Below are 18,275 nucleotides of genomic sequence, written 5' to 3' on the forward strand. Positions count from 1 at the left end.
TGTAGTAAATTCACGTTTACGTTTCGCAAGAATTTTTATCTTTAACAGAAAATAATTAGTTCCGAAGTTCGCAACCTCGCCAAGCGCCGGAACGTTAGTAGCAATATTAAAATCAACAGAATGAGCAATACACCTGATTGGTATTTATTTCAAGAAGATATTTGTAATTATTTCCGCTCTTTAGGAGCGATTGCTGAGACAAATGTCACTATTCAAGGAGTCAGAACGACTCATGATATTGATGTTTTAGTAAGGATTAAGTTTCTAGGACATGATATTGTGTGGGCTGTTGAAGCAAAAAAATGGAAAACTAAAGTCAATAAATTGCAAGTGTTGGGACTACGAACAATTGTTGATGATATTGGAACTGACAAAGGCTTTATCATAAGCGAGCAAGGTGTTCAGTCTGGGGCAACTGAGTCTGCTCAAAAAACAAATATTCAGTTATCCACTTATGCTGAATTTAAAGACTCAACAAAAGATTTTATACAGACTGAAATTATTAGAACTTATAAGGATCGCTTAAATTTGCTTGAAACTCGTTATTGGTCTCATTCAAAAAAAATCAGACAAAAATATGGACTGCGAGGAGAAATTTGGGATTATCCTGTAAATTTTTCGGGTCATTCTATATTGCTAACTGCTCAAATGGCTATTACCGATGCAATGGACAATGAGTATCCAATAGTCCTAGACACACTTTCCATCGAAAAAAAGGGTAACTTAATTGCAAATAATTTTCAAGAATTAATAAACTGGCTAAATCTTAATCTCAACTTTTTAGACGAAAAAATATTGAAAGCCGAAATTGAAATGATCAAGAACGGTGATTTTAAACCCGAAATTTACTTACGGAATGATAAAGATTTAATTATTAAAATGATTGGCGAAAAACTTTCAACAACAAGAAAAGGTCAAAAAAAATCTTCGTAAATCAAAAATACTGCTGCTAACAGCCGTTTGGCGAGATTGGGGTTTTAGGCTGAATTTAAAGTTGGTTTTGTGTTTTGAAAATTTGTGTTTAACCAAAAAATCTCGCATCTTTATTCCCCAACCTCACCAAGCGCTAAGACGTTAGTAGCAAGCTAAATGATAAAAGAAAAAATAATATTGAAATGAAACTAAAAATTATCCTGATACTATTACCAATATTTTTATTTGGTCAAAAAAAAATTGATAATCTAATTGAAATCAATTTTATTAAATCTCATGTAAAATATGTTGATAGTATTTCTAGTTTTACTCCTGAAGAAATTCAAAGTATTTATGAAATTCCTGGACACGCAAAAATTAATGGTGAACCTACAACATCAAGTAAAATTAATACTAGAATTTTAAAATACTCGAACGAAATTGTGAGGATTAATTATAACCAAACTGACTCAAAAGAATTTTGGATATATTATTACTATAATACAAAACCCATATACGTTGAGCTGTTTATATTGCGTGGAAAAAAAAACTTATTTAATAAAAAGAGATTTTATTTTCAAAATCAAAATATAACTCCTCTAACAAATTTAAAAAGTTATGACGATATAAGAGAAGAGGTGAAAGTCTTTGTAAAAGCCAACGAATTACTAAAGTCCATAAATGGATAAGCCAGCTGCTAACACACGCTACAAGCAAGCTGGGCATTTGGCTTAATTTGAAAATGGTTTTGTATTTGAAAAATTAGTTTTTAACCGAAAGGTTAGGCTTTCTTAATCCCAGCCTGCGTGTAGCGCGGGAACGTTAGCAGTAAGCCAAAGAGAACAAATGTTTACAAAAAGAAAAATATTAATATACACTATCACTTTAACGTTCACTTTAGTGTTCGTCACTTTTTGCATTCTTATACTATTGAAAAATAAAAATTTCGACAAAGAATATTCGTTTGACATATCTTTTCCTTCAGAAAATTTCTATGAAGATTGTTTTGGATGTTCTCTTGAAAAGATATTAAGTTTTAGAAAATTTACGACTTATAAATTGACGAATGATGTTAATATGGATAATATTCTATTAAAAAAAATTCAATTGAAAGTCAGAAATCTCATCAAGAACAATGATTCCGCAAATGGAATTCATGTGAAATTTAATCGAAAAACTAAGTATGAAGATGTAATCAAGATATTAGACATTTGTGTAATAGAAAAAGTTCCAACTTACATATTAAAGGATTATGATGTTTGGATAATGACTGGTTCGAATGCCGAATTAGTAAAAAATTGTCCTTTCCAATACGCAAAAAAATAATGGCCTATTGCTAACAGCTAATAAGCAATAGTCGGGAATCAGGCTTAATGGAAATATGGTTTTGTATTTGGGATATTACTGATAATCCAAAAATAATAGCTTTATTTAGCCCGACCATCGCCTACTAGCGGGACGTTAGCTGTAATGTTATTGAAAACGAGAATCTTCAGAACAAAAAAAATAGTTCCTAAATAAATGACAAAGAATTGAAAGACTTTAAAATTTTTGAAAAACAATATGTTTGGACGAGAACTAACATTATAAATTTTATAAATTTAGTTTTAGTATTGACTATTCTTTTTATTTCATTGATTTTGAAAATAGAAAAATCTACTTATTTAACTTCCTTATTATTTTTAGTTTTTGCTTCTTATCTCATAGGAATGAGTTTAAAACTTTCAAATATGAATCGAGTTCAACAATTACAAGGGAGTTTAACGGGCAAGTTCGTTTTTGAAAAAGATTATATTCAAATTAATGAATTGAGAGTAAATATTGAAAGTATAAAAAAAATTGAAATTAGTGGAGTAGATTGGATTGGTCTTCAGAATTCAAACTATTTACTAAATTTTAATTATGAAAACGGACTGTCTAATGGGACTAAAAATTATCTATTAATTGAATATAATAACGACAATAAAAGACAGAAAATTCAATTTCAACAAAATGATGCTTGTGAGTTTAAAGAAATTGAAGAAGTAATAAAGCACTATTATATTAATAACAAAATTGGCTATTTGAATTGTGTTGATATTCTATGTATATCCGAACAACAACAATGGAACGAATTTAAAAACCTAAATAAACACTACAGCTAACAGCTGTTTTGTATAGTGTGTGACTTAGTGGAATTACCGTTTCGCAAAATATTTTCTGCAATGCAGAAAATGGAAAGGTTACGAACCACACACCATCTCAAAGCAGCGGGACGTTAGCACTAATTTTATAAAGATGAAAAAACATATTATCGTAATAATTTCTCTGATTTTGTTTTCTTGTAATGGTCGGCAAGTGAAAAATCAAAACACAATTATAAAACAAGAAAATTTGGAAAACGAGAAAATGAAAAATCAAAGCATAATTGTAAAACAAGAAAATTTAAAAAACGAGAAAATGAAAAATTATGCTTATTTAAAAGATATGTATGCAGATTCATATTTTCCAAAATTTCTCGTGGACAAAGTGAAAACAATTCTTATTGAACTATGCATTGATATTGAAAAAACATCGCCGAAAAATCTTGACGAACTTTATAAGTTAACACATACAGCGACTATAAAAATAAATGATTTACAAAATGAATTCTTTGAGCATAACAGCGAGATTGAAACTGGTGCTAGAGAATCGATTGGAGCAGACTTTGACTTTATAGCAAAAGCATCTGGATTCAATGCTGATGTAGAAGAACTGATTGCTCCCAGAGAATGGTAAAAAAACTAGTGCTAGCACACGCTACAAGCAATTTGGGGATTTGGCTTAATGGAAAATTTGGTTTGTATTTGGAAGATTTGGCAAATCCGAATAATGGGCTTAATTTAGTCCCAAACTGCTTGTAGCGCGGGAACGTTAGTGGCAAGCAGCCTTAAGAAACGGACAAAAAAATATTTATAATAACAAAATGAAAAATTTAGCGATATTACTTTTTCTTTTTACAATTAATTACGGGTTTTGTCAGATGCAAACAGCTACAATTGTTTTTAATGACAGTACTTCAATTTTAGGAATGGGTGAAATAAAAAATAATAAAATATACTTTAAAATTGAGCAAAAAGATAATCCCACTGAGTGGAGTTACGATATGGCTTCAGCTTTAATATTTTCGGGTTATGGTTTTTCGGAAAAATACGAATATGTAAAAATTAGTAAAAATTCATCACCAGAACTCATTGAAGTCGTTAATGAAGGGAATGTTACTCTGTATAAACAAATTAAAGTCACCAATTCTATTTTTGATCTCGCCAGAAATGGCTATCTCTTATCAAATGGTGAACGAATAGGTGGTAATAACTTAGAATCTGATGTTCAATATAAATATTTTGTAAAAAGAAAGACTGAGGAGTTTGCCACTATTATTCATTTTAATTTTAAGGAAAAAATATTTGATTATTTTTCAGATTGCCCAATTTTAAAGAAAAAAATAAACCAAAAAATTTATACAAAGAAGAATATTGAGGAAATGATTGAATATTACAATAATTACTGTAATGATGAGCAATAGAATTGATAAAGCCAGCCACTAACAAACGCTACAAGCGATTTGGGCATTTGTCTTGATGGGAAAATGGTTTTGTATTTGGAAATTGTGGCTAATCCGAAAAATAACGCAAATTTAGGCCCAAACCGCGTGTAGCGCGGGAACGTTGTGCGTCAGTTTGGAGTGACAATTAACCGAAATTAAAAGCAACAATAATTTGCGAAATTTCGTAAACAAAAAAAGATTAAAGTTTGAATGGAAATAGAAATTGTAAAAGATAATCTCAAAAAGAAGTGGAATATAAATCCGTATGAATTTTGGATTCCATTATTAGGAGAGCCAACAGAAAATACTATATATTTTGATTCTGAAAACTTTGAAAATGAATTTGGTTTCGAAAAACTAAATAGAATCTTATTAGAAATTAATATTGGGGAAATTTATTCCTTTAACGAAGCTAGAGAAGAAAAAATCTACTCCCAAATTTCAATAAGAGAATATGTTTCGCCAGATATTTTTTTTACTAATGAAAATGCAGATTGGGTAATTTATCAAACACACGAAGAAACTATTGCATTTGCTGGTGAAAAAATAATCGCTAAAATTAAATTAGAATGGAAAAATTGGAAAGAAAAAGCAAATCCTTGGGAAGTATAAATGAAAATAAAACCGAACGCACAACAGCTGTTTTGAGCTAGTTGGAATTTAGTGGAATTACCGTTTCGCATCAAGTTTTCGTTAAGCCGAAAACTGAAAGGTTACGAACTTCCCGCCATCTCAAAGCAGCGGGACGTTGTGCGTCAGTTTAGCCAAACTAAATCAATTAAAAAAGATGAAGATAATATACAGTTTGTTTAATCTTAAAAAGTATGTTGACAGAGATTTTAATTTGTTTTTAAACAATAATGAGTTTAAGAAATTTATTAATAATGTTGAAGGCATAACTATCAAATATAGTTCAATAGAATTTTTCAAACCAAATAATCTTAAAGAAGCACAAATTGGTTACAGATTCAATCATTTGGGAAAATCATTATTAGGAAAAAACAAAGGAGAATGGAAAAAAAGTTGGGTTGCGATTGGTTATGATAGCATTGGAGACCCAATATTTGTGGATTTTGAAAAGCCAAATTTACCAGTTTTTACATCAGAACACGATGAAGGCGAATGGATTGAAAAATATATTGCTATTTCTTTAGAAAATTTTAATAGAATTCTAAATGATTTAAAGAAATTAAAGCAAAAAGTAGATAATGAAATTTCAAAATCTGAAATAAATGCTTTTTTAGAAAAAACGAAAATGGAAAATAAATATATGGAAGTGGACTATTGGAAAATATTCCTAGACAATAAATAAAACCGAACGCACAACAGCAGTTACACAATACACAAGGCTTTAGTGGAATTATCGGTTCGCAATACGTTCACGCTAAGCCGAAAATACTACGTTTCCTAACCCTTGTGCATCGTGCAGCTGCGAAACGTTGGCGGTCAGTTTGGAACTGAAAACACCAAAAATAATATGAATAAAATAATTCCGCCAATAATAATTTTAATTTTTTGTTTTGTGGTTTATAACTCAAAAAATGACTACTATGAAAAAAGTGAAGAATTTTATCGAAATTCTTTTAGTGCCGAGATAGAAAAAATAGTTGAAGGTCGTGGAACAAAAGTTTACTACGAAAATGACAATTATTTCTATGAAGAAGATTATGAAGGAGTAAAGTTAAAAGTTGGCGATGTAATGCGAAAAAATGATGCTGAAATCATTATAACGAGAAAAAACTCAAGTGGAGAATATGTTGAAATTGGAAAAGGCAAAAGTATAGAACCAAATAAAAGTTATTTTAATTATTTTTTTGGCAGCTAAAAAATGGATTTTATAGAAATAATTACAGGGCGATTTTTACTGAATTATATTGGAGGAAATATACGTTTTATTTATGGAACTCTTTGGAGAACGATATTTAATAAGCCTAAATTTACATTCAAAGAATATATTAAAGGACCAAAAAAATCTAATCATTACGATGATTTTGGGCATCAATTTAACAATAGAATAATTGAAGCTATTTTTTTAGGAATAATCATTTTTATCTTAGTAAATTACTATCTTTAAATAAAAAACCGAACCGCCAACACTTGCTACAAGAGATTTGGGCATTTGGCTTAATTTGGAAAATTGGTTTGTATTTGGGATATTTTGGCATATCTGAAAATAAGGCTTAATTTAACCCCAAACCTCTTGTAGCAAGGGAACGTTAGCGGTAATTTTATGACGACACAGGAGCACATAGAAGAATTTAGCGTAGCATTGAAAATAATTTTGAATGCCGAGATAAAACATGGAAATGAAATTGTAGAAACTTCAAAAGGTTGGCCCAATGACGACACAATTATTATTTTTCTTAAGAAGCCATTTCTGGGAATTTACCAAGCTGAAAATATTGATTACCGTAACATTGACGACATACATTATTGGAAAGCTGAGTATTCAGACAAATTAACCAACCACATTTTAGCTTGCAAATTTTGATAACCTTAGACGACATAAAGAAAAAAGTTGACGAACTGACTTTAAAAATTAATGCACCGACAAATTTACTGCCGAGTTACGGACAGCAAACATGGGACGCACATCCTTACATTGAAGTTGACAACTTGGGATTTATGTTTTACATAATCTCAGAGCGTGGACAAGAATATGAAAGGAAAATGACCGACAAAATAGAAGACTTACTTTATTGGATTTTTGTAAGTGTTACGTTTTCTATGGCTTGCGACTATGAACTAAAAAACAGAATTGAAGACAAGGATTGCAGGCGAATTATGTTTGACAAACAAGAAGAATTACTTGGACTCCTTAACAACAATTGGAGACAAAAAGAAAATGCCGAACATCAAAGTATTTTAAAAAATCATCCGTTTGACGACTCAGCAGGACTTCGAGCAACTTGCTGTGCACAACTTAGACATCAAGGGCTTTCAGAAACTGAAATAAATAAATTGGCGTATGAAAAATATCCTAAAAACTGAAAGAAAAACTACCGCTAACAGGCGTTTGGCAAAAAGCGGGTTCAGTGCTTAAATGAAGTTTGGTGCTTCGTATCAAGTTCAGTGCTGGCAGACAGTTTAGTGCTTCGAAATCCGCTTCTTCGCCAAGCGCCAAAACGTTACTGGCTACGTTATGCCACTTTGAGATGGCTGGAAGTTCGTAACCGCGCGGTTTTCGGCTTAACGATAACTTGATGCGAAACTGTAATTCCACTAAACTCCAGCTAGCTCAAAATGGCTGTTAGCGGCTGTGTCTTTACATTAAATCTTTATTCCCAGGGAAAGTGATCGAGTAATCTCAATTGTGGCAAACCTCCGCCATGATTTTCTGAATTTGGATATTCTTGAACCCATTTTATTGAATTTTCATCCACATAATAAGTAGACCAACCACTTTCGTCGGTCCTAACTTTTGTTAAGCTCTTTTTCTTTTCGATAAGTTTTTCAGCAATTAAAATTCGTTCTTCCATTGTCTTTTTAAGTCACAGAATTGATTTAGTAAGAATGTCAAAGGTTTGATTGTCACATAAAATTTTCATTCTTCCAATTACACTTTCTATATATTTTTCTGATGTTAAGTTTTGCGAAATTAAATGCATGTCTTGCTTGAAATTATTTATTTCAAACCAATCTGAATTTTGTTTAAATAGTTCTAATTCTTTTTGGCTCCCCAATCTTGCAAGATAATCTTCGTCTCCTGCATACTTGTCATAAATTTTCAGTTTTTCTAGTGTAATCATATGCATAATATTTTTAGCGTCAAGTTATGGACATTGCCGCTAACGTCAGTCTGTGAAAAAACCTCCGTTGTATTATCATCAAATATAACAAAATACTAGTATAAAAAGAAGATTTTTCGTATTTTTAAGAATGCAACACATCTCAGGTATTTCCCGTCAACAAATGCGTTTTTCAAGTTTAGAAGACACTATAAGTCCCGATAATCAGGTGCGATTTATAGATGCCTTTGTCGAATATATTGACCTCTCTAAACTCGATTTTGCTGTAAAAACGCTCAAGACCGAAGGTCGCCCAAGTTTCAATAGTAAAGTATTTCTAAAGATGTATTTATACGGTTATCTCAACGGAATTAGGAGTGGCCGTGATCTAGAAAAGGAATGTTTCAGAAACATCGAAATGCAATGGCTTTTAGAAGACATTCGTCCTAATTACCACAGCATCTCAGATTTTAGAAAAGACAATCCTATTGCCTTGAAAAAGCTATTCAAACTATTTGTTTCGTTCTTGAAAGATCCTGATTTGATTGATGGCGAAACCATAGCTATAGATGGTTTTTTAAAGGAAGACAAAACACAGTTTCCTGTCAAAACTAATTTTATGAGTAAAGGAACTTGTATGCAAAAGTGACCGAAAACACGAAACTAAACCCAAAATCCTTCTCAAAAAAAAAGAGGACACTAAATCCTCTTGAAATTCTCTCTCAAACTTTACGATAACTCCATAGTTCCTGCCAGTGAACGGTTCCGTTCAACCGGAGTTTCATTGTTCGTGCTGCGCACGCAACGAATCTCTAGCTGTTGGTGGCTGTGTTTTTAGCTGTTTATATTATTAATTCAAATATTTCTATAAACTTTTGTTCCAAGTTTTTCTTTTTCCGTTTTATGTCCCATCGCGAAAAGAATATTATAAAGACTATGAATGAGTTAAAAACTATATAAAATTCAATCGGAGTTTTTCTAGAACTTAAAAGCAAGAATAAATTAAATGCAAATAGAGAAATAATAGGAAAAAATTTCATCCAAACTATTTGGAATTTACTATTTGGCTCGATAGTATAATTGACATTAAGTGTGTTATTTGTATTCTTGTATTTACCTTTTATAATGTAAAATGTTGGCCATATTGTTGAGTTCATAGTGAACCGAAATGTTGAATCGTCAAAGTTCCCATAAAAAGTTTTTGAAATTCCGCCAAACATTGAGAAAACTCCGAATGGACTTAATTTAAGTTTTGGAGAACCAATTTTAAAGTTTTCTTCTATTCTATTTCGGAATTCGCTAATATTCAGTTTTGATTTCATTTAATTTATAAACTAAAATTCTGGTTTTTTATTCGACGTTTTTTCGGCAACATAGCCACCAACGTTCTGGTACTACAGCGGGTTTGGGTTCTAAATTAAGATTTATTTTTCGGTTATCACTAAACTGCCAAATACAAAACCATTTTCCCATTAAGCCAATTGCCCAAATCCGTTGTAGTAGCTGTTAGTGGCTGGCAATTTACTCCTGTTGTATCCATTCATATTTTCCATTTTTCAGATATATAATTCCGCCTCCGCAACTTTCTTCAGCGTGCATATAAATACCGTCATTTAACAGTTTTATTTTATCAACGGCTTTTATTTCTTCTTCGGATAAAATCTCTCCATCTTCATTTACATTATTCCAATAGATTTCATTTTTCGGTGCTTTTTTAAAAATTCCCGCCCAATCAATTTCATCAAAACCTTGTTCTAAAATATTATTTCCCATTCCGAAATAATCATTTCTATTTCCGCTTCCAAAGATTATTCTCAATCCGCTTTTTCCGTTTTTCTTACTCCTTACAATTTCAACTATTTCATTCAAATTATCACCGTCTAAATCACACTGAATTTTGTTTGTTTTGTGTTTTTTAGAAATTTCGATTGTGTCAATATTTTTAACTCCGGTTTCTCTTAATGCTAAAGTTTTAGATTCATTATTTTGAACTTTTTTGGATTCTTCTTTTAATTCCTTTTTACAAGAAATAAAAACTAGGGTAAAAAGTATTAAGAGTCTAATTTTCATAATTTGGTTTTCGTCTGTTTTTTCGGTTGCTTGCCACTAACGTTCTGGTACTACAGCGGGTTTGGGAACTAAATTAAGATTTATTTTTCGGTTAAAAACTTTTAATTCAAATACAAAACCAACTCTAAAATAAGCCGAATACCCAAATCTAGCAAAACCGCTGTTAGCGGCTGGCTTCACTTTCCAAAACGATTTTGATAAATGTATGCTTCAATAAAAATAACTATAAATAGTAGAATAATATAACCGAAAAATAGTAAATTGTATTTGAAGTTGTTTGGGAACTTGTGTCTATATTGAGTGTTAATTTTATAAACGATTTTAGATTGTATAAAAAGGATATAATTTAATCCAAAGCCAATCAAAACAAATAGCAGTACAAAGAGTTTTTCGTTTATTTGGTATGCTTCATAACCTAAATTTCTAAAAAAAACAGCTATTATTAAAAAATGCAGTAATTGAAAAATACTCATAAGACCTAAAAAAGATATCCTTACAGAAGCAGATTGTTCTTGGCTAAGTGCTATTCGATAAATTTTGTAAACAAAAAAGATTGATATATTCTTTATCATTATTAACCAAATTGATTTCTGTGCAATTTAAGCTTGCCGCTAACGTTCCCGCGCTACACGCAGGCTGGGATTAAAGATGCGTAATCTTTCTGTTAAAAACAAATGCATCAAATACAAACTATTTTCAAATTAAGCCTAATACCCAAATTGCTTGTAGCGTGTGTTAGGCGGTGTTTTTTTATTCTTTAACTCTTATAATATTGCAATCTAATGCCATTTTCTCTAGTATAAGAAAGGTTTCAATATCTTTTTTTCGATCATATTTAGAATTATTTTCTTGAACAAAGTCTATAAGCCAAGCGCTGAAATAAAGCGCAACGTAAGCGCTTCTGTCATAACAAATAATTGCAGATTCTTTATACGTTGGAAACATACTCGGTCCCTTCTTTCCATCTTTAGTTTCAACTGACAGAAATTCACTAACTCTCGGATGACCAAAATGAGCTACTTCAGAAAGTTCAGGATAAATCTCTTTTCCCGCTTCACCAAATAAATTTATCAGGTTAGGAGTTTTTCCTCGTAGTTTTTCAATAGGTTTATTGTCTAACTCATTAATTCTCGTATATTTTTCAAATTGTTTTCTAATAAGAGTATATGCCTCTATTAAATCTCCATCTAAGATTAGATTATTTATGACAAAATGAGTGCGAATATAGGAAATTGTTAAGTTTAGTTGGTATAGAAACTTTTCAGAAGCGTCGTCATATTTTCCAAATAGATTTTCCATTACAAGAATTAGAAAACCGTCCAATGATTTTCTGAAAATATAATGAAGCTCAATTTCATTTTCTAAGAACTTTGCATTTACAATTTTTCGAGTTTCGGAAGAACGTTCTTCAAATTTCAAAACTGCATCAACAATTTCTTTGGTTCTTTCGTACATGGTTTTTGTTTAGATTCTTGACTCTGCGTGAAAATACCGCCTAACGTCCTGCTACTATACGATGTTGCCGAACAAGTACAAAACCTATCATCGGTTATACCGATAGCAACCAAAAATAAAACAATAATAACCAAAGCCTTATACGGCAATAGCTTATAGTAGCTTATGTATATTCCAGCCAGTTTTACGGTTAAATTACTTTTTTAAAGAATATAAATTAAAAAAAGTAAGAGGATGGAGAAGGATATAGACTATAGGGATTCAAAGCTCACACCTGAAAAAGCTTTGCATATGCTGAGATCCGAAGGATTAGATGTAACTTTTGAACAGGTACAGGAAATTTTGTATTTGTTGAGAAAAATCGCTAATATCGCTGTGTCGAAACATTTAAGCGAAAGAAAATGAGTAAGATAGCAGATTTATATATAAGGGTCAGTACTGATGAACAGGCTGAGAAAGGTTTTTCACAACGTAACCAGGAAGAAATGCTGCGGAAATACTGTATCATTAATCATATGGAAATACGCAACGTAATCTATGAAGATCATTCTGCAAAGACTTTTAACAGGCCGCAGTGGAAAAAACTTTTGGTTAATCTTAAAAAACATAAAAATAAAGTAGACCTGATTCTTTTCATGAAATGGGACAGGTTCAGTCGTAATGCAGGGGATGCCTATCAAATGATAAACCTGTTAAGAAAACTGGGTGTTGAACCTCAGGCTATAGAGCAGCCTCTTGATTTAAGTGTCCCAGAAAATAAGATGATGCTTGCATTTTATCTGGCAGCACCAGAAGTAGAAAATGACAGAAGAGCACTCAATACATTTCAAGGGCTCAGACGCGGTAAGAAAGAAGGAAGGCATATGGGCATGGCTCCTTATGGTTATGTTAATAAAGCAACTGAAGACGGAAAAAAATATATAGCCCCCGAGCCGAAGGCAGCAACTCAGCTTATATGGGTATTTGAGCAGATTGCAAAAAATGCTTTCAGCACTGAATCCATTTACCAGATGGCAAAGGAAAAAGGGTTGCGCATTGCTAAGAGTAACATGTGGGTTATTTTGCGTAATCCGCTGTATTGTGGGAAAATCGTAGTTCCTAAATATAAAGATGAAGAGGTCCGATGGGTGGATGGACAACATGAAGCAATAATCAGTGAAGGACTATTTTACCGAGTGCAGGATGTTCTTGACGGTAAATCCAGAACGTATAGGCCTAAGGTCAGAACAATAGAAAATTTTCCTCTAAGAGGTTTTTTCCAGTGTCCACAGTGCGGACGAAAGCTCACAGGCAGTAAATGCAAAGGGAGAAACAAATATTACTATTACTATCATTGTGATAAGCTCTGTAAATGGAGAGTCAACTCCGAAATAGCAAACAAGATATTTATTGAACAGTTAAATAAATTCAAACCTTTAGAACCAGTTAAGAAACTATATACTGCTGTGCTACTTGAAGCTTATAGAGAGCATACAGGGATTATAGCTAATGAAAAGAGAAAGTCGCTGGAACAGATTTCGGAATATGAAAAGAAATTATCAGTTGCAAGGAACTTATTGGTAACTGAAAAAATCGAGGTTGAAGATTACAATCTTATGAAAAAAGAATACAATGGCATCATAAGTAATTTAGAAAAACAGATTGGGAATGCAGATGATGATAAGGGTAATATTGAGCAATTAATGAATACAGGATTGGAAAACCTTTTAAAGCTCGGAGAAGCCTGTGAAAACAGTAGTTTAGCTGATACTAGAGAACTAATTGGTTTAATTTATCCCGAAAATTTCACGTTTCGGGAAAACCAATTCCAAACCACCCGACTCAACGAAATTATTAACTGTATCTATTTGGTAAACAATAGATTACGGGCAAAAAAAAACGGAACAAAAGATGATATTTCTCTTTTGTCCCGAGTAGTGACCTTGACTGGATTCAAACCAGTAACCTCTTGAGCCGTAATCAAGTGCGCTATTCAGTTGCGCCACAAGGCCATTTTGCAATCGGATTTATTATCCTGCTTGCGGGTGCAAATATAGGTATAAATGTGTAATTTGCAAGTGTAAAATTGTAAAAAATTAAAAAAATATGGCGTTGAAAAATTATATCCGTGATATTCAGGGTTTTCCTAAAGAAGGAATTTTGTTTAAAGACATTACACCGTTATTAATTGACCCAATTGCAAGGAATAAATGTCTTGAAATACTGATTTCGTCCTTGAAAGATAAAAAAATTGACAAGGTAATAGGAGTAGAGAGTCGAGGGTTTTTCTTTGGAATGTTGATTGCTCAGGAATTGAATGTTGGTTTTATTCCAGTTCGAAAGCCCAACAAGTTACCTTATGAAACTATTTCTGCGACTTATGATTTAGAATATGGAACAGATACTTTAGAAATTCATACCGATGCGATTCAAAAAGGGGATAGAATCCTGATTCACGATGATGTTTTGGCAACTGGGGGAACGGCAAAAGCGGTTTGTGAATTGGTGGAACGATTGGGTGGTGAAATCGTTCAATGCAATTTCCTGATGGAATTAGCTTTCTTGAATGGAAGAGCAAAAATCAAGGGGAATGAAATTTTTGCTGCGATTACGTATTAATCTAATGCACGCGTGGTTACATAATACCTAAAACCAATAATTGCCATTTGCCATTTCTTGGCTTTTGCCAAATCCAAACGCTGCTTGGTGAAACTGGGTAAAATGACTTTGTTTATTTTAGCTAGGATTTTATACATATGGTTTTATTTTGGACAAAGATATAAAAAAAGACGGTCTTGATTGAGACCGTCTATATTGTAAATTTATATTTATTGTCTATCTTTAATTTTGGACTGATATTCTTCCATTTGCTTTTCATAGATTTTCATTTTCTTTTCAAAATTATCCATTTGTGCATGGAAAGGTTCCATTTTTTTGTCAAATTCAGCCATTTTTTTATCAAATGCTTCCATTTCAGGAGCTAATGTTTCCATTTTTTTATTGAACTCTTCCATTTTTTTATCGAATTCTTTCCAAGCTTTTTTATCACCAGTGACAGAATCTCCTTTTGGAGCTTTTGGAGCTTTTGGAAAAACAGGTGCTTTAGGTGCTTTAAATTTAAAAGTTGGAGCTGTAGGAGGAGTTGGTGGCTCTGGTATCATTTCTTTCCCATCTAGATAGCTTTTAGTAATAATGCGGATTGAGTTCTTAGTTGAAGTCCCCTCTTTTTGTACATTAACTGAACTTATATGATTTGGATTCATGCTTTCGGCCTCTAGCGGGCTCACTTTTTTTCCGTCAATAAAATACTCTGCATCACTAGGTATACCATTTACTTCTTTCGTTATTTTTGTAACCGTATATGTGCTATTTGGTTTTTGAATAATTTTTAAACCGTTAGGATCTACATTTTCTAATCCTAAGTCCGTTACTTGTGTATTAGAATTAAATAGACTTGAACTTTGTGCTGTTTTTCTTTTTGTTACAATTCTAATTATAGATTTGTTATTCTCCTTAATGACATTCATTGTGGTTATGTCGTCCGGATTAGTTCTGTCTAATTCCTCTTTGCTTACTTTTTTTCCATCAATAAAAATTTCTGTATTTGGATCAATACCTTCATTTTTGGAATTATTAACTACAAGTGCTTTAATTTTTTTAATACTGTCTTTTTCTTGTTGGATTTCTAAAGTGGTGGTAACAGGATTTTTTGACTCCAATTTAATGGTTTCTTCTTTTACTTTTTCCTGAGCAATTACTTCAATTTGAAATAAAGATACAAATGCTACTAAAGCCGGCAGAACAAGAGTATACTTCCAGGAATTCGATTTTTTTGATTGATTTTTGTTTAACATAACAATTCGTTTTTTGATTAATGATTGATAAAAATGATTAGTAATGGCAACACAATTTTCGTGTGTTGTTATTTTTAAAAGCGTTAACTGATACGCTTTTTTGTCGGATATTTTTTTCGTGGCTTCGTTATCGGCAATGAATTCCAGGTTTTGTAAAATCGCCTTTTTGTACAACCAAATTAACGGATTGAACCAAAAAAGGATACAAAACAGTCTTGAAATCAATACATCAACAGTGTGATTTTGTTCGCTGTGCACTTTTTCGTGTTCCAAAATATTTTCTAGTTCGGAACTACTATATAAGGACGAATTGTAAACGATAGTATTAAAAAATGAGAACGGAGCGAGGTTGTCTTGTAAGTCAATAAATTTAAAATCGGCTTGACGTTTTATTATTTTTCCTTTAAATACTTTTTGTAAGCTGTAAAAATCAAAAGCAAATTTAGTTAATAGAAATAATGCAACAACGCAGTATAGTGTTGCTAATCCAAGATAAATATATTCTTCTGTATGGTCTTCATTTACAGTTGTAGTTATGGGCAATGATGACCAATCATAATTTACAGGAGTAGGTTCGACCCAGATTATTTTCGTAAAAACGACTAACGGCAAAAGAACGGAAGTAAATAAACCCAGTAACAGAAACCAACGATTGCTGGTAAAAAAGGTTTCTTTTCGCAACATAAAATGATAAGCCAAATAAAACAGTGCAATTAATCCACTGGATTTGATAAGATAAATATAGAATTCTTCCATAAATATTGTTGTTACTATATAGTTTATATTTCCTCTTTTTGATTTTCAATCATGGCTAAAATTTCCCGTAATTCAGCTGCAGAAATTTTTTCTTCTTTGGCAAAATGAGATACCATATTTTTATAAGAACTGTCAAAATAATTATCGATTGCCGTACTCATAAAGCGCTTTCTATAATCTTCTAAACTCACTATAGGATAATATTGGTGCGTGTTCCCAAAGGCATTGTGAGAAACAAAACCTTTTTCTTCGAGATTGCGCACAATGGTTGAAAGTGTGTTGTAATGCGGTTGATCTTCTGTTATTTCTGCAAGGACTTCTTTTACGAATGCTTTTTTGAGCTTCCATAAAATGTGCATGATTTCTTCTTCTTTATTAGTCAGTTTTTGCATGATTTTTTTATTTAAATCAAACTTACAACTAATTTTATAGTTACGCAACTATAAATGCAGTTTAATAACTATTTTTATAGTTTTTTTAACTTCTAATAGTAGCTTTTGGAAACTGGAAAATCTTTTAATCAGAGAAATAATTATGAAAATGAGGTTGCGTGAGGGATAAAAGCTAGCTACCGAAGTAGCGCGTATAGCCCGACGCTGTAAAGAAAAGGGGCCAGTAACGATGTTGTTGCTAAGCCCCTTTTTTTTATAGGGTCACGCCCAAAGAATGATAATAGAATTAGTTTTGTTCTTTTTGAACGAGTTTTTGCAGCCAGATACAGCCTACGACTGATAAAATCCCTAAAGTTCCCATGACAAACCAGTTTGCCTGATAGCCAAATGCCGCAATGATTTCCAGTCCAGTTTTAGAACTTGCAATGTGCGCTAAGCTGAAACTCATTGTAAACAAAGCCATGTAGCGACCTTCGTGACCTTTTGGTGCTCGGCTTAAAGCGAAAGAATTGGAAAAAGGAAAGATGAACATTTCGCCAAAAGTGATAAAAAGGATGCTGACGATTAGGATTCCTGCCCACATATTGAGCATTAAAACATAAAAACTTAGAGACATCAATAACGAACCCCAAAGAATAATTTTGAGTTTATCGATGTTTTTTCTTTGGCTGATACTTACAATTGGCATTTCCAGGAAAAAAATCAAAAGCCCATTCAAGGATAATAAAAGTCCGCTTTGAAATTCGGTCAGCCCAAATTTTTCATTATGGTATAAAGGCAAAGTGGTGAAAAGTTGAAAGAAAAGCATGGCCGTGATAAAACAGATAAAGAGAAAAATCCAGAATATCTTGTCTTTGAAAACGGAAGTAGGTATTTCGGTTTCACTATTTGCGGAGTCTAAATCGGCTGGTTTTTTGCGTTCTTTTACTAATAAGGTGAAAATTAATATTGAAATAATACAAGAACTTCCATCTACCCAAAATAATCCGCTGTAGCCTAAATTCATGATAATCAAACCTCCTAAAGCCGGTCCAGCTGTAAATCCTAAATTTACCGCTAAACGAACTAAAGTCAGCGCTCTGGTACGGTTTTCAGGCTTAGCGTAGGTCGCCAAAGAGACAAACATGGCGGGACGAAACATATCAGCAACGGTCATAATGACGAACATACCAATGCATAATCCCCAAAACGTACGAATGTATTGTACTAAAAACAGCAGTATTCCGCTTGTGAACAAACTGAAAACCATGATTCTATAAAATCCTATTTTATCTGATAATTTGCCACCAAGCCACGAACCAAGCATGGAACCAAAACCAAAAGCGACCATAATCCATCCGACTTGTGCATAGGAAAAACTCAAATCTTCTTTTAGATATTTTGATAAGAACGGCAAAACCATCGTACCTGCGCGATTGATAAAAGTGATGAGTGTAAGAATCCAAATTTCTCTGGTGAAGCCCTTGAAATTATTAATGTAACGTTGAAAAGCTGTTTGAAACATATAATGAGTTATTATTTTGCAAAGGTAGAAAACTTTGTATCGATGCGTCTTTGTGTCCTA

23 protein-coding genes and 1 tRNA gene are annotated in these 18,275 nt (G+C 32.3%); 15 read left to right on the forward strand and 9 right to left on the reverse strand.

Going from position 1 to position 18,275, the window contains the following annotated elements:
* Positions 1 to 120 precede the first annotated feature (120 nt).
* The 12 genes from IWX80_RS13835 to IWX80_RS13890 all read left to right on the forward strand — a co-directional run bounded on the left by IWX80_RS13835 (position 121) and on the right by IWX80_RS13890 (position 7,468).
* Positions 121 to 933 (forward strand): restriction endonuclease, encoded by an 813-nt coding sequence (locus tag IWX80_RS13835; RefSeq protein ID WP_196853965.1) that lies wholly within the window; start codon positions 121 to 123, stop codon positions 931 to 933.
* Between the two features lie 182 nt (positions 934 to 1,115).
* Positions 1,116 to 1,601: a hypothetical protein gene (locus IWX80_RS13840; protein ID WP_196853966.1), complete on the forward strand. Its 486-nt coding sequence runs from the start codon at positions 1,116 to 1,118 to the stop codon at positions 1,599 to 1,601.
* Positions 1,602 to 1,842: 241 nt separating this feature from the next.
* Positions 1,843 to 2,238, forward strand: coding sequence for a hypothetical protein (locus IWX80_RS13845; RefSeq protein ID WP_196853967.1), 396 nt, complete (start codon positions 1,843 to 1,845; stop codon positions 2,236 to 2,238).
* A 206-nt stretch (positions 2,239 to 2,444) separates the two neighbouring features.
* Positions 2,445 to 3,056, forward strand: coding sequence for a hypothetical protein (locus IWX80_RS13850; RefSeq protein ID WP_196853968.1), 612 nt, complete (start codon positions 2,445 to 2,447; stop codon positions 3,054 to 3,056).
* Between the two features lie 133 nt (positions 3,057 to 3,189).
* A complete protein-coding gene (locus tag IWX80_RS13855) occupies positions 3,190 to 3,669 on the forward strand; it encodes a DUF5713 family protein (RefSeq protein ID WP_196853969.1) in 480 nt (159 codons plus the stop codon).
* Between the two features lie 187 nt (positions 3,670 to 3,856).
* Entirely contained in the window at positions 3,857 to 4,456 is a 600-nt protein-coding gene (locus IWX80_RS13860; protein WP_196853970.1) for a hypothetical protein, read from the forward strand.
* 231 nt (positions 4,457 to 4,687) lie between these two features.
* The gene (locus IWX80_RS13865; protein ID WP_196853971.1) at positions 4,688 to 5,089 is read left to right on the forward strand and encodes a hypothetical protein; all 402 of its coding nucleotides are present in this window, start codon (positions 4,688 to 4,690) and stop codon (positions 5,087 to 5,089) included.
* A 175-nt stretch (positions 5,090 to 5,264) separates the two neighbouring features.
* On the forward strand, positions 5,265 to 5,789 hold the full coding sequence (locus IWX80_RS13870) for a hypothetical protein (RefSeq protein ID WP_196853972.1): 525 nt from the start codon (positions 5,265 to 5,267) through the stop codon (positions 5,787 to 5,789).
* 165 nt (positions 5,790 to 5,954) lie between these two features.
* The gene (locus IWX80_RS13875; protein ID WP_196853973.1) at positions 5,955 to 6,302 is read left to right on the forward strand and encodes a hypothetical protein; all 348 of its coding nucleotides are present in this window, start codon (positions 5,955 to 5,957) and stop codon (positions 6,300 to 6,302) included.
* A gap of 3 nt (positions 6,303 to 6,305) precedes the next feature.
* Complete coding sequence (locus IWX80_RS13880) at positions 6,306 to 6,551, forward strand: hypothetical protein (protein ID WP_196853974.1); 246 nt, start codon at positions 6,306 to 6,308, stop codon at positions 6,549 to 6,551.
* Between the two features lie 156 nt (positions 6,552 to 6,707).
* A complete protein-coding gene (locus IWX80_RS13885) occupies positions 6,708 to 6,968 on the forward strand; it encodes a hypothetical protein (RefSeq protein WP_196853975.1) in 261 nt (86 codons plus the stop codon).
* Positions 6,965 to 7,468 (forward strand): Imm63 family immunity protein, encoded by a 504-nt coding sequence (locus IWX80_RS13890; protein ID WP_196853976.1) that lies wholly within the window; start codon positions 6,965 to 6,967, stop codon positions 7,466 to 7,468. The genes IWX80_RS13885 and IWX80_RS13890 overlap by 4 nt, the downstream gene beginning before the upstream one ends.
* A gap of 287 nt (positions 7,469 to 7,755) precedes the next feature.
* On the opposite strand, the gene IWX80_RS13895 is transcribed toward IWX80_RS13890, so the two are convergent.
* Both IWX80_RS13895 and IWX80_RS13900 read right to left on the reverse strand, forming a co-directional pair.
* A complete protein-coding gene (locus tag IWX80_RS13895) occupies positions 7,756 to 7,956 on the reverse strand; it encodes an Imm27 family immunity protein (protein ID WP_196853977.1) in 201 nt (66 codons plus the stop codon).
* A 12-nt stretch (positions 7,957 to 7,968) separates the two neighbouring features.
* Positions 7,969 to 8,226, reverse strand: coding sequence for a hypothetical protein (locus IWX80_RS13900; RefSeq protein ID WP_196853978.1), 258 nt, complete (start codon positions 8,224 to 8,226; stop codon positions 7,969 to 7,971).
* A gap of 130 nt (positions 8,227 to 8,356) precedes the next feature.
* On the opposite strand from IWX80_RS13900, the gene IWX80_RS13905 reads away from it, so the two are divergent.
* Positions 8,357 to 8,854: a transposase gene (locus IWX80_RS13905; protein WP_334682363.1), complete on the forward strand. Its 498-nt coding sequence runs from the start codon at positions 8,357 to 8,359 to the stop codon at positions 8,852 to 8,854.
* 872 nt (positions 8,855 to 9,726) lie between these two features.
* On the opposite strand, the gene IWX80_RS13910 is transcribed toward IWX80_RS13905, so the two are convergent.
* Together IWX80_RS13910 and IWX80_RS13915 are read right to left on the reverse strand one after the other, a co-directional pair.
* The gene (locus IWX80_RS13910) at positions 9,727 to 10,275 is read right to left on the reverse strand and encodes a hypothetical protein (RefSeq protein ID WP_196853979.1); all 549 of its coding nucleotides are present in this window, start codon (positions 10,273 to 10,275) and stop codon (positions 9,727 to 9,729) included.
* Positions 10,276 to 11,025: 750 nt separating this feature from the next.
* Positions 11,026 to 11,730 (reverse strand): hypothetical protein, encoded by a 705-nt coding sequence (locus IWX80_RS13915; protein WP_196853980.1) that lies wholly within the window; start codon positions 11,728 to 11,730, stop codon positions 11,026 to 11,028.
* A gap of 401 nt (positions 11,731 to 12,131) precedes the next feature.
* Here IWX80_RS13915 and IWX80_RS13920 point away from each other — a divergent pair, with 401 nt between their 5' ends.
* Positions 12,132 to 13,682: a recombinase family protein gene (locus IWX80_RS13920; RefSeq protein WP_196853981.1), complete on the forward strand. Its 1,551-nt coding sequence runs from the start codon at positions 12,132 to 12,134 to the stop codon at positions 13,680 to 13,682.
* Here the strand turns inward: IWX80_RS13920 and IWX80_RS13925 are convergent.
* Positions 13,648 to 13,721: transfer RNA gene (locus IWX80_RS13925), tRNA-Arg, on the reverse strand. The two genes, IWX80_RS13920 and IWX80_RS13925, sit on opposite strands and share 35 nt — an antisense overlap.
* A gap of 94 nt (positions 13,722 to 13,815) precedes the next feature.
* Between IWX80_RS13925 and IWX80_RS13930 the strand changes: the two genes are divergently transcribed.
* Positions 13,816 to 14,328 carry an adenine phosphoribosyltransferase gene (locus IWX80_RS13930; protein ID WP_196853982.1) on the forward strand — a complete coding sequence of 171 codons (513 nt, stop codon included), beginning with the start codon at positions 13,816 to 13,818 and terminating at the stop codon, positions 14,326 to 14,328.
* On the opposite strand, the gene IWX80_RS13935 is transcribed toward IWX80_RS13930, so the two are convergent.
* The 4 genes from IWX80_RS13935 to IWX80_RS13950 form a co-directional block, all read right to left on the reverse strand.
* Entirely contained in the window at positions 14,325 to 14,465 is a 141-nt protein-coding gene (locus tag IWX80_RS13935) for an SsrA-binding protein (RefSeq protein WP_113665986.1), read from the reverse strand. The two genes, IWX80_RS13930 and IWX80_RS13935, sit on opposite strands and share 4 nt — an antisense overlap.
* A gap of 72 nt (positions 14,466 to 14,537) precedes the next feature.
* Positions 14,538 to 16,319 (reverse strand): M56 family metallopeptidase, encoded by a 1,782-nt coding sequence (locus IWX80_RS13940; protein WP_196853983.1) that lies wholly within the window; start codon positions 16,317 to 16,319, stop codon positions 14,538 to 14,540.
* A 23-nt stretch (positions 16,320 to 16,342) separates the two neighbouring features.
* Entirely contained in the window at positions 16,343 to 16,711 is a 369-nt protein-coding gene (locus IWX80_RS13945) for a BlaI/MecI/CopY family transcriptional regulator (protein ID WP_113633657.1), read from the reverse strand.
* A 286-nt stretch (positions 16,712 to 16,997) separates the two neighbouring features.
* Entirely contained in the window at positions 16,998 to 18,215 is a 1,218-nt protein-coding gene (locus IWX80_RS13950) for an MDR family MFS transporter (RefSeq protein ID WP_196853984.1), read from the reverse strand.
* Between the last annotated feature and the right edge of the window lie 60 nt (positions 18,216 to 18,275).

Source organism: Flavobacterium sp. CAN_S2, from assembly GCF_015752255.1.
In the GTDB taxonomy this organism is placed as follows: Bacteria; Bacteroidota; Bacteroidia; order Flavobacteriales; family Flavobacteriaceae; genus Flavobacterium.

Coding starts and splice junctions, on each gene's coding strand:
- IWX80_RS13835 (WP_196853965.1), top strand. CDS start 121: ATGAGCAATACACCTGATTGGTATTTATTTCAAGAAGATATTTGTAAT.
- IWX80_RS13840 (WP_196853966.1), top strand. CDS start 1,116: ATGAAACTAAAAATTATCCTGATACTATTACCAATATTTTTATTTGGT.
- IWX80_RS13855 (WP_196853969.1), top strand. CDS start 3,190: ATGAAAAAACATATTATCGTAATAATTTCTCTGATTTTGTTTTCTTGT.
- IWX80_RS13860 (WP_196853970.1), top strand. CDS start 3,857: ATGAAAAATTTAGCGATATTACTTTTTCTTTTTACAATTAATTACGGG.
- IWX80_RS13865 (WP_196853971.1), top strand. CDS start 4,688: ATGGAAATAGAAATTGTAAAAGATAATCTCAAAAAGAAGTGGAATATA.
- IWX80_RS13870 (WP_196853972.1), top strand. CDS start 5,265: ATGAAGATAATATACAGTTTGTTTAATCTTAAAAAGTATGTTGACAGA.
- IWX80_RS13875 (WP_196853973.1), top strand. CDS start 5,955: ATGAATAAAATAATTCCGCCAATAATAATTTTAATTTTTTGTTTTGTG.
- IWX80_RS13880 (WP_196853974.1), top strand. CDS start 6,306: ATGGATTTTATAGAAATAATTACAGGGCGATTTTTACTGAATTATATT.
- IWX80_RS13885 (WP_196853975.1), top strand. CDS start 6,708: ATGACGACACAGGAGCACATAGAAGAATTTAGCGTAGCATTGAAAATA.
- IWX80_RS13895 (WP_196853977.1), bottom strand. CDS start 7,956: ATGGAAGAACGAATTTTAATTGCTGAAAAACTTATCGAAAAGAAAAAG.
- IWX80_RS13900 (WP_196853978.1), bottom strand. CDS start 8,226: ATGATTACACTAGAAAAACTGAAAATTTATGACAAGTATGCAGGAGAC.
- IWX80_RS13905 (WP_334682363.1), top strand. CDS start 8,357: ATGCAACACATCTCAGGTATTTCCCGTCAACAAATGCGTTTTTCAAGT.
- IWX80_RS13910 (WP_196853979.1), bottom strand. CDS start 10,275: ATGAAAATTAGACTCTTAATACTTTTTACCCTAGTTTTTATTTCTTGT.
- IWX80_RS13915 (WP_196853980.1), bottom strand. CDS start 11,730: ATGTACGAAAGAACCAAAGAAATTGTTGATGCAGTTTTGAAATTTGAA.
- IWX80_RS13920 (WP_196853981.1), top strand. CDS start 12,132: ATGAGTAAGATAGCAGATTTATATATAAGGGTCAGTACTGATGAACAG.
- IWX80_RS13930 (WP_196853982.1), top strand. CDS start 13,816: ATGGCGTTGAAAAATTATATCCGTGATATTCAGGGTTTTCCTAAAGAA.
- IWX80_RS13935 (WP_113665986.1), bottom strand. CDS start 14,465: ATGTATAAAATCCTAGCTAAAATAAACAAAGTCATTTTACCCAGTTTC.
- IWX80_RS13940 (WP_196853983.1), bottom strand. CDS start 16,319: ATGGAAGAATTCTATATTTATCTTATCAAATCCAGTGGATTAATTGCA.
- IWX80_RS13945 (WP_113633657.1), bottom strand. CDS start 16,711: ATGCAAAAACTGACTAATAAAGAAGAAGAAATCATGCACATTTTATGG.
- IWX80_RS13950 (WP_196853984.1), bottom strand. CDS start 18,215: ATGTTTCAAACAGCTTTTCAACGTTACATTAATAATTTCAAGGGCTTC.